A 13,160-nucleotide genomic window follows, 5' to 3' on the forward strand; every position below is an offset into this window, starting at 1 on the left:
ATCAAACAGGCACGCCAATTCAGAACCATAGTCGGTTCCTGGCAAGTTGCGCGGCGGTGTGGTCCTTACACGGCCGGTCGCGGATGAATCACCGCGCGCATGCGCTCCTCTTCAAGAAACTTCATGATGATCGGCGCCACGGCTTCGGCCCGGGTGATCAGGAACAGGTGGCCGTCATCGATGATGTGCAACTGTGCATTGGGAATGCGCCAGGCGAGCATGCGCATGTTGATCAGCGGGATCAGCGGGTCATCGTCCCCCGCCAGCACCAGGGTGGGCTGGCGGATCTTGTGCAGCCAGTGGATGCTGGTCCAGCCCAACCCGGCGAACAGTTGCCAGTAGTAGCCGAGCTTGCCGGCCGAGCGCACTTTGCTGGCGTGTTCGGCGGCCAGTTTCGAATCGCGGCGGAACGAACCGCCGTAGATCATCGGCGCGATGCGCACCACGTGGGACGGCTGGATGTAGCGGCGCGGGCTGGCCATCAGCCACAGCACTTTTGGCTTGCCCGGCACCATCACTGCACCCGCCGCCGTGGCTGCGAGGATCAACTTTTTGCACCGCTCCGGGTAGTCATAGGCAAACTGCTGCGCCAGCGCGCCGCCCCAGGACACGCCAACGGCATTCACCTGGCCATAGTCCAGGTAATCGAGCATACGCGCGGTGAGTTTGGCCAAACCGGGAAAGCGGTACGGTCGATTGGGTGTCGACGAACCGCCCACGCCGGGCACATCGAAGGCGATCACTTCCAGGTCCGGGTCCAGCGCCTGGACGAACGGAAACACCAACTCAAGGTTGGCGCCGATGCCATTGAAGATCAGCAGCGGCGTCAAGTGAGGCTTGCCCGGGCGTACCGCCGTGCGGATGGTCTGGCCATCCAGGTCGATGGTACGAAAGATGAACGGTTGCGGCATGCTCAAACCCTGTGAAGTGTTACAGCCGGAATGCGGTCAATGTGGGACGGGGCAAGCCCCCTCCCACATTTGAATGCATTTCAATTTAGCGTTCGTGTACGTAGGTGCCGGGCGCCGCCTCTGCTGCGGCGTAGGTTTTGTTACCCAAACTCGTAGGCGCCTTTTTCAACTTACCCGCTCGCTCCGCCTGCCATGCCTGCCAATGCAGCCACCACGAATCCGTATGCTTGGTCGCATTCTCCTGCCACTCAAGCGGCTTGCCCGCCAGGCCATCGCTGGTCTGGTAGCGCGCCTTGGGGTTGCCCGGCGGGTTGAGGATGCTCTGGATATGCCCGCTGCTCGACAGCACGAACTCGACCTTGCCACCAAACAGCTGCGCCGACTTGTAGCAGGATTGCCACGGCGTAATGTGATCGTTGGTGCCCGCCAATGAATAGATATCGGCGGTGACCTGCTTCAGGTCGATGGGCGTGCCGCACACTTCCAGTGCGTTGGCGCGCACCAGTGGGTTGTTCTTGAACAGTTCGATCAGATCGCCGTGGAACGCCGCCGGCAAGCGCGTGGTGTCGTTGTTCCAGAACAGGATGTCGAACACCGGCGGCTCGTTGCCCAGCAGGTAGTTGTTCACCCAGTAGTTCCAGATCAGGTCATTGGGGCGCATCCAGGCGAACACCTTGGCCATGTCGCGGCCTTCGAGCACGCCGGCCTGGTAGGAATGGCGCTTGGCCGCCTCCAGGGTCTGCTCGTCGACGAACAGCGCCACCTGGGTGTCCAGCGTGGTGTCCAGCACGCTCACCAGCAGGGTCAGGGCGTTGACCTTCTTCTCCCCCAGCGCCGCGTAGTGGCCCAAGAGGGCGGTGCAGGTGATGCCGCCGGAGCAGGCGCCGAGCATATTCACGTCTTTGCTGCCGGTGATCGCGGTGACCACATCGACGGCTTCCTTGAGCGCTTCGATATAGGTCGACAGGCCCCACTCGCGCTGCGCCTTGGTCGGGTTGCGCCAGCTGACGATGAACGTCTGCTGGCCGTTGCGCAGGCAAAAGCGCGCCAGGCTCTTCTCCGGGCTCAGGTCGAATACATAGAATTTGTTGATCTGCGGCGGCACCACCAGCAGCGGGCGTTCGTGCACCTGTTCGGTGATCGGCTTGTACTGGATCAACTCCAGCACGTCATTGCGAAACACCACCGCGCCTTCGGTGGTGCCCAGGGTCTTGCCCACTTCAAAGGCGCCCATGTTGACCTGGCTGGGCATGCCGCCGTTGTGCACCATGTCCTTGGCCAGGTGGGACAGGCCGTCGAGCAGGCTCTTGCCGCCGGTTTCAAAGAAACGCTTGACCGCCGCCGGGTTGGCCGCGCTGTTGGTGGGGGCCATAGCTTCGGTCATCAGGTTGATCACGAAGTGGCCACGGCTGATGTCCTGTTCCGACAGGTTGCTGTCGCCGATCCAGTCGTGCAGTTCCTTGCGCCACGCCAGGTAGGTTTGCAGGTAGCGCTTGTAGAGCGGGTTCTGGCTCCAGGCCGGGTCGGTGAAACGACGGTCATCGCTTTCCGGCACCAGCGCGGATTTGCCAAACATCACATTCTTCAGTTCAACGCCAAAATGGGCGACGTGCTTGACGCTGTGCAACGGTTGCTTGATGGCTTGGGTCAGCACCATCTTCGCCGAGGCGAGTAAATCCTTTTTACGTAACGCGATGATCGGGTTGAGCCCCAGAGTGTTTTCCGAGGCCTGGCGTTTCAAGTCATCGTTGTTCTTGTTACTCATCTACGACGCTCCATTGTCCGAAAGACGAGTACCGGGGACCGCTGCGCACCCAGTTTCGATACACAACACAAGCCTGGTACTGCGACTCGGGTGACCGTTGATACCACATCGTCAAATGCAGGGAACTTGCCAGTTCCATTGGTTACCCGAGTTTAATTTTTTTCGCAAGCGGGCCAATCGTTGGCCACGCGACAGGGCATTCAAGCAGATGAAATTAGAAAATGCGCTCTAAAGAGCAAGACGCCTGAGCTAGAGCATCAGCCGTACGACCGACTCGCTCGGGTCGCGGGTTTTGCCGGCGGCTTTGAGTTCGGCAAGATAGTCGGCCCACAGCGCGTCCTGACGCACGGCCAACTGATAGAGGTAGTCCCAGGTGAACAGTCCACTGTCATGCCCGTCGTCAAAGGTCAATTTCAGTGCGTACTGGCCGGCCGGTTCGATCTTGATCAGCTTCACGTTGAGCTTGCCGAATTGCAGGATCGGCTTACCGTGGCCCTGGACCTCGGCGGAAGGCGAGTGGGTGCGCAACAGTTCGGCAGGAAGTTGGTACACCTCGTCAGGCCCGTAGGTGAGGCCTAGGGTGTTGGAGGTTTTGTGCAGGTTTACAGCAGTGGGAAACTTCGACATTGGCAATAATCCTGATGGAACCGGCCTCAAAATGTAGGAGGGGGCTTGCCCCCGATAGCAGTGTGTCAGTCAGTACATAGTTGTCTGACAGACCGCCATCGGGGGCAAGCCCCCTCCCACATTCAAGTGAAGCGATTCTGTGTGAGGCTTACAGAATATAGCGCGACAAGTCTTCGTTTTGCGCCAATTCGCCCAAGTGGCTGTTGACGTAAGCCGTGTCGATCTTGATCACTTCGCCATTCTGCGCACCGGCCAGGTCGCCGGCACTGAAAGACACTTCCTCCAGCAGCCGCTCCAGCAAGGTGTGCAGGCGACGGGCGCCGATGTTCTCGGTCTTCTCGTTGACCTGCCAGGCGATCTCCGCCAGGCGCTTGATGCCGTCTGGCTGGAACTCGATGCCCAAGCCTTCGGTTTTCAGCAGTTCACGGTACTGCTCGGTGAGCGAGGCGTGCGGCTCGCTGAGGATGCGTTCGAAGTCGCCCGGGGTCAGCGCCTTCAACTCCACGCGAATCGGCAGGCGGCCTTGCAGCTCCGGCACCAGGTCGCTTGGCTTGCTCAGGTGGAACGCACCGGAGGCGATAAACAGGATGTGGTCGGTCTTGACCATGCCCAGCTTGGTGTTCACGGTGCAACCTTCGATCAGCGGCAGCAGGTCGCGCTGTACGCCTTCACGGGACACATCGACGCCGCCGGAGTTACCGCGCTTGGCCACCTTGTCGATCTCGTCGATAAACACGATGCCATGCTGCTCGACCGCCTCCAGGGCCTTGGCCTTGAGTTCTTCCTCATTCACCAGGCGCCCGGCTTCTTCGTCGCGCACCAGTTTCAGCGCTTCCTTCACCTTGAGCTTGCGGCTTTTCTTCTTGCCCTTGCCCATGTTGGCGAACAGGTTCTGCAACTGACTGGTCATCTCTTCCATGCCAGGCGGGGCAGAGATGTCGACGCCGGACACTTCGGCGACTTCGATCTCGATTTCCTTGTCGTCCAGCTGGCCTTCACGCAGGCGCTTGCGGAACAGCTGGCGGGTGTTGGAGTCCGAGGCCGGTGCGGCGTCTTCGTTGAAACCCATGCGTGCCGGTGGCAGCAAGGCGTCGAGGATGCGTTCTTCGGCGGCGTCTTCGGCGCGATGGCTGACCTTGGTCATTTCCTGTTCGCGCAGCATTTTCAGGGCTGCGTCGGCCAGGTCACGAATGATCGACTCGACGTCACGGCCCACATAGCCCACTTCGGTGAACTTGGTGGCTTCTACCTTGATGAACGGCGCGTTGGCCAGCTTGGCCAGGCGACGGGCGATCTCGGTTTTGCCGACGCCGGTCGGGCCGATCATCAGGATGTTCTTTGGCGTTACTTCAACGCGCAGTTCTTCGGGCAGTTGCATCCGGCGCCAGCGGTTACGCAGCGCGATGGCTACGGCGCGCTTGGCATCGTCCTGGCCGATGATATGGCGGTTGAGTTCATGGACGATTTCGCGGGGAGTCATGGACATAATGTTTGGCGGCCTCAAGCGGGAATAAGCCTACGGCTTACTCGGCGAGGTCCTGCTCCTCAATGGTGAAGTTGTGGTTGGTGAACACGCAGATATCGCCGGCGATGCCCAGGGCAGTCTCGACGATTTCGCGGGCCGACAGGTCGGTTTTCTTCAACAGTGCGCTGGCTGCCGCCTGGGCGTAGCCACCGCCGGAACCCATGGCGATCAGGCCATGTTCGGGCTCAACCACATCGCCGTTGCCGGTGATGATCAGGGACGCGTCTTTGTTGGCGACGGCCAGCATGGCTTCCAGACGGCTGAGGGAGCGGTCGGTGCGCCATTCTTTGGCGAGTTCGACTGCGGCGCGCACGAGGTGGCCCTGGTGTTTTTCCAACTGGCCTTCGAAACGTTCGAAAAGGGTGAAGGCGTCGGCGGTAGCGCCGGCAAAGCCCGCGAGAACCTGGCCGTGGTACAGGCGACGCACTTTCTTGGCGTTGCCTTTCATCACGGTATTACCCAGGGAAACCTGGCCGTCGCCGCCCATGACGACTTTGCCGTGGCGACGTACTGAAACGATGGTGGTCAAGGGGAGAGTCTCCACGCAGCGGGGCGAAAATGCCCTGATGGAAACTCATATGGGGGTGGCGGAGGGGATTTCAACCATAGGGGGTTATGGCGGACGAGTGGTGCTCAAGGGTCTGACACACATCCACAGCGCTGCAAAACCAAATGTGGGAGGGGACAAGCCCCCTTCCCACATTTGATCCAGGTTGGCTGAAGGTCAGCGGCTCTGGCGTTGTTGTAACAACAGGTTGCTAAAACCCGCGCCGGCCAATTGCTTTTGCGCCACGGTCAGCTGTTCACGGTTGCTGAACGGTCCTACCAGTACGCGATACCAGGTCGCATCCTTCACAGTGCCGGACTCCACCGTCACCGACTGGCCCAGCAGAATGATCTGCGCCCGCACGCGGTCCGCATCCGCCTGTTTGGGGAACGAGCCCGCTTGCAGGAAGAACTTGGTCACTGGCGCGGCCTTGGTTTCGGCCACCGGCGGTGCTGGCGGCGGGGTGATCCCGGCCAATGCGGCCTGGGCGCGCGCTGTGTCGATTTTAGCGGCTTCCGCCGGGGTGACCGGGGTGGTCGGCACTTGCGGCGTCGGCAGGGTTTTCTCCGGCACGGCGTCCGGCGGCACGATCACTTCCGATTCGGGCAACAGCGTGTAGAAGTCGTACTTCGGCTTTACCGGAGCGGTCGGGCTCGGCGCAGTCTTGTTGGCTTCAGCCATTTTCGTGGCCTTCTGTTGCTCCTGCTTGACCCGTTTGACGTCATCGCCCTTGCCCGGATCCAGTTTCATCAGGAATACGATAAACGCGCCGACGGTGAGGCCGATCGCCATCCACAACCAGCCCGGGATCGGCTTCTTCGCCGGGGCCTGATAGCGGCTGGCGCCGCGCTTGGGTGCAGGTTTTTTCTTGGCAGCCAACTTACATACGCTCCAGTGTTTCCAGGCCCAACAGTTCCAGGCCTTGCTTGAGGGTCCGTCCAGCCAGGGCGGCGAGGCGCAGGCGGCTTTGCTTCTGGGCTTCGTCGTCGGCAGTCAGGATCGGGCAGTTCTCGTAGAAGCTGGAGAAGAGGCCGGCGACTTCGTACAGGTAGGTGCACAGGATGTGCGGGGTGCCTTTTTCGCCGACGCTGTTCAGCACTTCGCCGAATTGCGCCAGCTTGGCGGCCAGTTCCTGCTCGTGCGGGGCGTCCAGCACGATGTGCCCTTCAACTTCGCTGAAGTCCTTGCCCAGCTTGCGGAACACGCCGGCCACGCGGGTGTAGGCGTAAAGCAGGTACGGTGCGGTGTTGCCTTCGAAGTTGAGCATCAGCTCGAAGTTGAAGCTGTAGTCGCTGGTGCGGTGCTTGGACAGGTCGGCGTATTTCACCGCACCAATGCCTACCACGCGGGCGATGTTGCGCAGGTCGGCCTCGGCCAGTTCCGGGTTCTTTTCCTTCACCAGGTTGTAGGCACGTTCCTGGGCTTCGGTCAGCAGGTCGATCAGCTTCACGGTGCCGCCGTCACGGGTCTTGAACGGGCGGCCATCGGCGCCGTTCATGGTGCCGAAGCCCATGTGTTCCATGTGCATCGGGTGGGTGACGAAGCCCGCGCGGCGTGCCACTTCGAACACTTGCTGGAAGTGCAGGGCCTGGCGCTGGTCGACGAAATACAGCGCACGGTCGGCCTTGAGCACCCCACTGCGGTAGCGCACGGCCGCCAGGTCGGTGGTGGCATACAGGTAGCCGCCATCGGCCTTGACGATGATCACCGGCAGCGGCTCGCCGTCGGCGGTCTTGAATTCTTCGAGGAACACGCATTGCGCGCCGTTGCTCTCCACCAGCAGGCCCTGGGCCTTGAGGTCGTTGACCACGTTGATCAGGTCGTCGTTGTAGGCGCTTTCGCCCATCACGTCGGCCATGGTCAGCTTGACGTTGAGCAGATCGTAGATTTCCTGGCAGTGCGACAGCGAGATCTCACGGAAACGGTTCCACAGCGCCAGGCATTCCTCGTCACCGGCTTGCAGTTTGACCACCAGGCCACGGGCGCGGTCGGCGAACTCTTCGGATTCGTCGAAGCGCTTCTTGGCGGCGCGGTAGAAGTTTTCCAGGTCCGACAGCTCGTTGCTGGTGATCGGGTTTTCTTGCAGGTAAGCCATCAGCATGCCGAACTGGGTGCCCCAGTCGCCCACGTGGTTCTGACGGATCACGCTGTCGCCGAGGAACTCCAGCACCCGCGCCACGCCATCGCCGATGATGGTGGAGCGCAGGTGGCCCACGTGCATCTCTTTGGCCAGGTTCGGTGCCGACAGGTCGATGACCACGCGCTGCAGCGGGCCGGCCTTGAGCACGCCGATCCTGGCGTCGGCCAGGGCTGCATCCAGGCGCGAAGCCAGGGCCTGGGTGTTCTGGAAGAAGTTGATAAAACCGGGGCCGGCGATTTCGGCCTTGGTGACGCTTTCGTCGGCCGGCAGCGCGGCGATGATTTTTTCCGCCAGGTCGCGCGGTTTCATGCCGGCCGGCTTGGACAGCATCATCGCAATGTTGCTGGCGAAGTCACCGTGGGTCTTGTCGCGGGTGTTTTCCACCTGGATCGCCGGCGACAGGCCTTCAGGCAACACACCTTCGTTGACGAGTTGGGTGAGGGCTTGTTGGATCAGCTGGCGAATGGTGTCTTTCATGGTGTTCTCTTTCGACCGCAAGCGGCGGCGCGCGATGCGCAGGTGGAAAAACTGGGCATTATCCGTGGCGAGGGCGGGCTTGCCAACCTTCGCGGGACCTGTGGCCAGGGTTAATACAAATCTACCGGGTCTACGTCCAACGACCATCGCACTTGCCGGCCGCTGGGCATTTGCTCCAGGGCAAGCAACCAGCTACTTAATAGCCGATGCAGCGGTGCGCGGGAGGTTGCCTGCAAGAGTAGCTGAGCGCGATAGCGCCCGGCGCGGCGCTCCATGGGCGCAGGCACCGGGCCGAGCAGTTCGATGCCGCTCAGACCTGGTTCGCCAAGCAAACGTTCGGCCGCGCTGCACGCTTCATCCAGGAAATCTTCGGCCTGCCCCGGCTTGTGCGCTTCGGCGCGTAGCAGTGCCAGGTGGGAAAACGGCGGCAGGCCGGCGGCGCGACGTTCGCTCAGGGCCTGTTCGGCGAAGGCGAAGTAGCCTTGCTCGGTGAGCTGGATCAGCAGCGGATGGTCGGCCAGGTGCGTCTGGATAATCACTCGGCCTGGCTCCTCGGCACGCCCTGCGCGGCCCGCAACCTGCACGATCAACTGCGCCATGCGCTCGCTGGCACGGAAATCCCCGGAGAACAGCCCACCGTCCGCATCCAGGATCGACACCAGGGTCACCCGTGGAAAGTGATGCCCCTTGGCAAGCATCTGCGTGCCGATGAGGATGCACGGCTGGCCTTTCTGGATGGTGGCGAACAGCTGGTTCATCGCGTCTTTGCGCGACGTGCTGTCACGGTCGACCCGCAGCACCGGGTAATCCGGGAACAGGATGCCCAGGCGTTCCTCGGCGCGCTCGGTGCCTGCGCCGACCGGTCGCAGGTCGACTTTGCCGCACTGCGGGCAATGGCGCGGCACCCGCTCCACATGGCCGCAGTGGTGGCAGCGCAGTTCGCCGTGGCGCTGGTGCACCGTCATGCGCGCGTCGCAGCGCTCGCACTCGGACATCCAGCCGCAGTCATGGCACAGCAGCGTCGGCGCAAAGCCGCGCCGATTGAGGAACACCAGCACCTGCTGGCCAGCGGCGAGGGTCTGGCCGATGGCTTGTTGCATTGGCCCGGAAATACCGCTGTCCAGCGGGCGGCTTTTGACGTCCAGGCGCAGGAAACGTGGTTGCTTGGCGCCGCCCGCCCGTTCGTTGAGGCGCAAGAGGCCGTAACGGCCGGTGTAGGCGTTGTGCAGGCTTTCCAGGGACGGCGTGGCCGAGCCCAGCACAATCGGGATGTCTTCCTGGCGAGCGCGCACCAGCGCCAGGTCGCGGGCGTGGTAGCGCAGGCCTTCCTGCTGTTTATAGGAGCCGTCGTGTTCCTCGTCGATGATAATCAGCCCGGGGTTTTTCATCGGGGTGAACAGCGCCGAACGGGTGCCGATAATAATGTCGGCCTCGCCATCCCGCGCTGCCAGCCAGGACTCCAGGCGCTCGCGGTCGTTGACCGCCGAATGCACCAGCGCGATACGCGCATTGAAACGCTGCTCGAAGCGCGCCAGGGTCTGCGGGCCGAGGTTGATCTCGGGGATCAGCACCAGCGCCTGTTTGCCGGCTTGCAGGGTTTCGCGGATCAACTGCAAATAGACTTCGGTCTTGCCGCTGCCCGTGACGCCGGCCAGCAGGAAAGCGTGGAAACTGTCGAAGCCTGCTCGGATCGCTTCGTAGGCGGCGCGTTGCTCGGGGTTCAGCGGCAATTCCGGCTGGGCCAGCCAGTGTTCGTGGCGGGCGTCAGGGGCGTGCTTGCGGATTTCCACCTGTACCAGGCCTTTTGCAAGCAGCAGGTCGAGGCTGTCTTTGCTCAGCATCAGCTTGCTCAGCAGTTGATGAGCCACGCCATGGGGATGCTGCGCCAGCGTGGCCAGTGCTTCACGTTGGCGTGGGGCACGGGCGATGCGCGGGTCGTCGAGGCGCGCGCCGGGCACCATCGACCAGAAGCGCTCCTGACGCGCTTCGGCCAGTTCGCCCTGGCGCAGCAGCACCGGCAAGGCCCAGCTCAACGTATCGCCCAGGCTGTGCTGGTAATACTGAGCGGTCCACAGGCACAGCTTGAACAGCGCGGGTGGCAGTGGAGGGGTGGTGTCGAGAATGGCCAGCGCGGGCTTGAGTTTTTCGGCCGGCACTTCGCTGTGGTCGGTGACTTCAACCAGAATGCCGATCATCTCACGCCGCCCGAACGGCACACGCACACGCATGCCCGGTTGCAACTGCGCCCGCAGTACGCCGGCCGGCGCCCGGTAATCGAACAGGCGGCGCAGGGGCGAAGGCAGGGCGAGGCGCAGAATGGCGTCGGGCACGCGAGGAGTCTCATATAAAGGCAGGCGGTGGCGCAGGGGCGGGAGCCTAGCAGAGCCGGGAGAGCTTGGGTATGCCACGGTTTTCTGATGAAAGGAGGTTTTCAGCCAGATGTGCAGCTTGCGTGATTGAAAAGGTCTGGTAGAATCCGCGGCCTAATTACGTGCGGTATTCGACAATAGTGTCGAGTGGCGGCACGCTAGCCCGAGGAAGTGCCATGAAAGCCGATATCCATCCAGCGTACGAAACCATCGAAGTCACCTGCAGCTGCGGCAACAAGTTCGAAACCCGTTCGAACCTGTGCAAGCCACTGGGTACTGACGTATGCAACGAGTGCCACCCGTTCTACACCGGTAAGCAGAAAACTCTGGACACCGGCGGCCGTGTACAGCGCTTCGCAGATCGCTTTGGTGCTTTCGGCAAGAAGCCTGCTGCTACTCCAGCAGAGTAAGGCTCAAAAGCCTTATGGGCTTTTGCCAGCTGTTGAAAAAGGCGTCCCGTGTGGGCGCCTTTTTTGTGCCTGGGATTTGGCTTTCAGTCGCCCAGGCCGACGTGTCGTGCCCCGCGCCGTCCGCCTTGGCCCGGGTGGAGGTGCAACGCGTGGTGGATGGCGACACCGTGCGCCTGAAGGATGGCCGCAGTGTGCGGATGATCGGTCTCAATGCCCCGGAAACCGGCAAGCAAGGCCGCTCCGACGAGCCCTACGCCGTCGCGGCCCGCCAGCGTTTGCAGGTGTTGGTTGAGGCCAGCGGCGGCCGGGTTGGCTTGGTGCCGGGGCGCGAGAGCAAGGACCGCTACGGCCGTACCTTGGCCCACCTCTACAGCGCTGATGGAAAGAACCTTGAGGCGCAACTGCTGGCCGAAGGCCTGGGGTTTCAGGTGGGGGTCGCGCCCAATGTCGATCTTGTCGCTTGCCAGAAAGCTGCGGAGGACAGCGCCCGTGACGCGCGTTTGGGCGTATGGCAGCCGTCACCCGTGCAAGGCGTGGCGCAACTCAAGCAGTCCGGCTTCGCCCTGGTCAGCGGCCGAGTGAGCAAGGTCGAACGCAATCGTGGTGGAATCTGGATCGAGTTGCAGGGTTCACTGGTATTACGCATTGCACCCGAACTCGCCCGCCGGTTCGACTCCGTATTGCTCAGTGGTCTGCAAGGCAGGGCAGTCGAAGCCCGTGGCTGGGTGCAGGATCGATCCAAACGGGGTGGCCGGAAAAACGGCCAGGCACGTTGGTTGCTGCCGCTGACCGACCCCAGCATGCTCAAATTGGCTGATTAATAAAAAATTGTAGACATTTTTTTATTCGATTGTGAACAGTTAACCCCTTGTATCCCGTGGCCTTAGACCAAAGTACGGCGCTTTGGGGCCTTGACACCTGTGACTACCCAGTCTTGTAGGGACTTTGCGACACGCGTATCCTCGGCGGTCCGTCGACCAACAGTAAAAGCGGAATGCCGATATGTCTGATTTGAAAACTGCCGCTCTCGAATATCATGCCCATCCTCGTCCAGGAAAGCTGAGTGTAGAGCTCACCAAGGCCACTGCCACCGCCCGCGACCTGTCGCTGGCCTACAGCCCTGGTGTTGCCGAGCCCGTACGTGAAATCGCCCGCGACCCCGAACTGGCGTACAAGTACACCGGCAAAGGCAACCTGGTTGCAGTGATTTCCGATGGCACCGCGATTCTCGGCCTGGGCAACCTCGGTCCATTGGCCTCCAAGCCAGTCATGGAAGGCAAGGGCGTGCTGTTCAAGCGCTTTGCCGGCATCGACGTTTTCGACATCGAAGTCGACTCCGAAAGCCCGCAGGCTTTCATCGACACGGTCAAGCGCATTTCCATCACCTTCGGTGGCATCAACCTGGAAGACATCAAGGCACCTGAGTGCTTCGAGATCGAAAAGGCCCTGATCGAACAGTGCGACATTCCGGTATTCCACGATGACCAGCACGGCACCGCGATCGTTACCGCGGCCGGCATGATCAACGCCCTGGAAATCGCCGGCAAGACCCTGGCTGACGCGCAGATCGTCTGCCTGGGCGCCGGCGCTGCGGCCATCTCCTGCATGAAGTTGCTGGTGAGCATGGGCGCCAAGCTGGAAAACATCTTCATGGTCGACAGCAAGGGCGTGGTCCAGTCCGAGCGTACCGACCTGAACCAGTACAAGGCGATGTTTGCCCACGCCACCGACAAGCGCACCCTGGCTGACGCCCTCGACGGTGCAGACGTGTTCGTCGGCCTGTCCGGCCCGAACCTGCTGAGCGCCGAAGGCCTCAAGTCCATGGCGGCCAACCCGATCGTGTTCGCCTGCTCCAACCCGGACCCGGAGATCTCGCCGGAACTGGCTCACGCCACCCGCAGCGACGTGATCATGGCCACCGGCCGTTCGGACTACCCGAACCAGGTCAACAACGTACTGGGCTTCCCGTTCATCTTCCGTGGCGCCCTGGATGTTCGCGCCAAGCGCATCAACGAAGAGATGAAAGTGGCTGCCGCCAATGCCCTGCGTGAACTGGCCAAGCTGCCGGTGCCTCAGGACGTGTGCGACGCCTACGGTGGCGCCAAGCTGGAATTCGGTCGTGAGTACATCATCCCGAAACCAATGGACAAGCGCCTGATCACCCTGATCTCCGATGCCGTGGCCAAGGCCGCCATCGAGACCGGCGTGGCCACCCTGCCGTATCCGAAGCACTACCCGCTGAAAAGCGTGGATGATGTGTTCAACGGCTAAGCCGTTGTAGCGCACCCACAAAAAGCCCCGGCTCTCGCGAGTCGGGGCTTTTTTGTGGCGATTCACTTGGGCCTTGTGGAGACCCAAGTGTGGGAGCGGGCTTGCCCGCGATAGCGAT

General features: G+C 61.9%; 11 protein-coding genes. 3 read left to right on the forward strand and 8 right to left on the reverse strand.

From position 1 onward, the window contains the following. Window positions 1-65: 65 nt before the first annotated feature. The 8 genes from phaZ to K5K89_RS02960 form a co-directional block, all read right to left on the reverse strand. The gene (gene phaZ / locus K5K89_RS02925; RefSeq protein WP_016979176.1) at window positions 66-911 is read right to left on the reverse strand and encodes a poly(3-hydroxyalkanoate) depolymerase; all 846 of its coding nucleotides are present in this window, start codon (window positions 909-911) and stop codon (window positions 66-68) included. 85 nt (window positions 912-996) lie between these two features. Continuing rightward, complete coding sequence (gene phaC, locus K5K89_RS02930) at window positions 997-2,676, reverse strand: class II poly(R)-hydroxyalkanoic acid synthase (RefSeq protein WP_071492375.1); 1,680 nt, start codon at window positions 2,674-2,676, stop codon at window positions 997-999. A 249-nt stretch (window positions 2,677-2,925) separates the two neighbouring features. Continuing rightward, window positions 2,926-3,303, reverse strand: a complete 378-nt coding sequence (locus K5K89_RS02935) for a gamma-butyrobetaine hydroxylase-like domain-containing protein (protein ID WP_071492374.1) — start codon at window positions 3,301-3,303, stop codon at window positions 2,926-2,928. Between the two features lie 148 nt (window positions 3,304-3,451). Further along, window positions 3,452-4,789: an ATP-dependent protease ATPase subunit HslU gene (gene hslU, locus K5K89_RS02940; protein ID WP_093121373.1), complete on the reverse strand. Its 1,338-nt coding sequence runs from the start codon at window positions 4,787-4,789 to the stop codon at window positions 3,452-3,454. A 37-nt stretch (window positions 4,790-4,826) separates the two neighbouring features. Further along, window positions 4,827-5,357 carry an ATP-dependent protease subunit HslV gene (gene hslV / locus K5K89_RS02945; protein WP_010563201.1) on the reverse strand — a complete coding sequence of 177 codons (531 nt, stop codon included), beginning with the start codon at window positions 5,355-5,357 and terminating at the stop codon, window positions 4,827-4,829. Window positions 5,358-5,552: 195 nt separating this feature from the next. Further along, on the reverse strand, window positions 5,553-6,254 hold the full coding sequence (locus tag K5K89_RS02950; RefSeq protein WP_025858692.1) for an SPOR domain-containing protein: 702 nt from the start codon (window positions 6,252-6,254) through the stop codon (window positions 5,553-5,555). A 1-nt stretch (window position 6,255) separates the two neighbouring features. Beyond that, window positions 6,256-7,992: an arginine--tRNA ligase gene (gene argS, locus K5K89_RS02955; RefSeq protein ID WP_092246395.1), complete on the reverse strand. Its 1,737-nt coding sequence runs from the start codon at window positions 7,990-7,992 to the stop codon at window positions 6,256-6,258. Window positions 7,993-8,102: 110 nt separating this feature from the next. Continuing rightward, complete coding sequence (locus tag K5K89_RS02960; protein WP_222540830.1) at window positions 8,103-10,322, reverse strand: primosomal protein N'; 2,220 nt, start codon at window positions 10,320-10,322, stop codon at window positions 8,103-8,105. A 215-nt stretch (window positions 10,323-10,537) separates the two neighbouring features. On the opposite strand from K5K89_RS02960, the gene rpmE reads away from it, so the two are divergent. From rpmE to K5K89_RS02975, 3 genes are all read left to right on the forward strand, one after another. Next, on the forward strand, window positions 10,538-10,771 hold the full coding sequence (gene rpmE, locus K5K89_RS02965; protein WP_005784030.1) for a 50S ribosomal protein L31: 234 nt from the start codon (window positions 10,538-10,540) through the stop codon (window positions 10,769-10,771). A 14-nt stretch (window positions 10,772-10,785) separates the two neighbouring features. Continuing rightward, entirely contained in the window at window positions 10,786-11,592 is an 807-nt protein-coding gene (locus K5K89_RS02970; RefSeq protein ID WP_222540831.1) for a thermonuclease family protein, read from the forward strand. Window positions 11,593-11,773: 181 nt separating this feature from the next. Then, window positions 11,774-13,042 carry a malic enzyme-like NAD(P)-binding protein gene (locus K5K89_RS02975; RefSeq protein ID WP_071492370.1) on the forward strand — a complete coding sequence of 423 codons (1,269 nt, stop codon included), beginning with the start codon at window positions 11,774-11,776 and terminating at the stop codon, window positions 13,040-13,042. The last annotated feature ends 118 nt before the right edge of the window (window positions 13,043-13,160 follow it).

The organism is Pseudomonas sp. DR208, from assembly GCF_019823005.1.
GTDB lineage: Bacteria > Pseudomonadota > Gammaproteobacteria > Pseudomonadales > Pseudomonadaceae > Aquipseudomonas > Aquipseudomonas extremorientalis.

What these genes read in the sequence shown, in the direction of transcription:
- phaZ (WP_016979176.1), bottom strand. Translation starts at nt 911, where the DNA reads ATGCCGCAACCGTTCATCTTTCGTACCATCGACCTGGATGGCCAGACC.
- phaC (WP_071492375.1), bottom strand. Translation starts at nt 2,676, where the DNA reads ATGAGTAACAAGAACAACGATGACTTGAAACGCCAGGCCTCGGAAAAC.
- K5K89_RS02935 (WP_071492374.1), bottom strand. Translation starts at nt 3,303, where the DNA reads ATGTCGAAGTTTCCCACTGCTGTAAACCTGCACAAAACCTCCAACACC.
- hslU (WP_093121373.1), bottom strand. Translation starts at nt 4,789, where the DNA reads ATGTCCATGACTCCCCGCGAAATCGTCCATGAACTCAACCGCCATATC.
- argS (WP_092246395.1), bottom strand. Translation starts at nt 7,992, where the DNA reads ATGAAAGACACCATTCGCCAGCTGATCCAACAAGCCCTCACCCAACTC.
- rpmE (WP_005784030.1), top strand. Translation starts at nt 10,538, where the DNA reads ATGAAAGCCGATATCCATCCAGCGTACGAAACCATCGAAGTCACCTGC.
- K5K89_RS02970 (WP_222540831.1), top strand. Translation starts at nt 10,786, where the DNA reads ATGGGCTTTTGCCAGCTGTTGAAAAAGGCGTCCCGTGTGGGCGCCTTT.
- K5K89_RS02975 (WP_071492370.1), top strand. Translation starts at nt 11,774, where the DNA reads ATGTCTGATTTGAAAACTGCCGCTCTCGAATATCATGCCCATCCTCGT.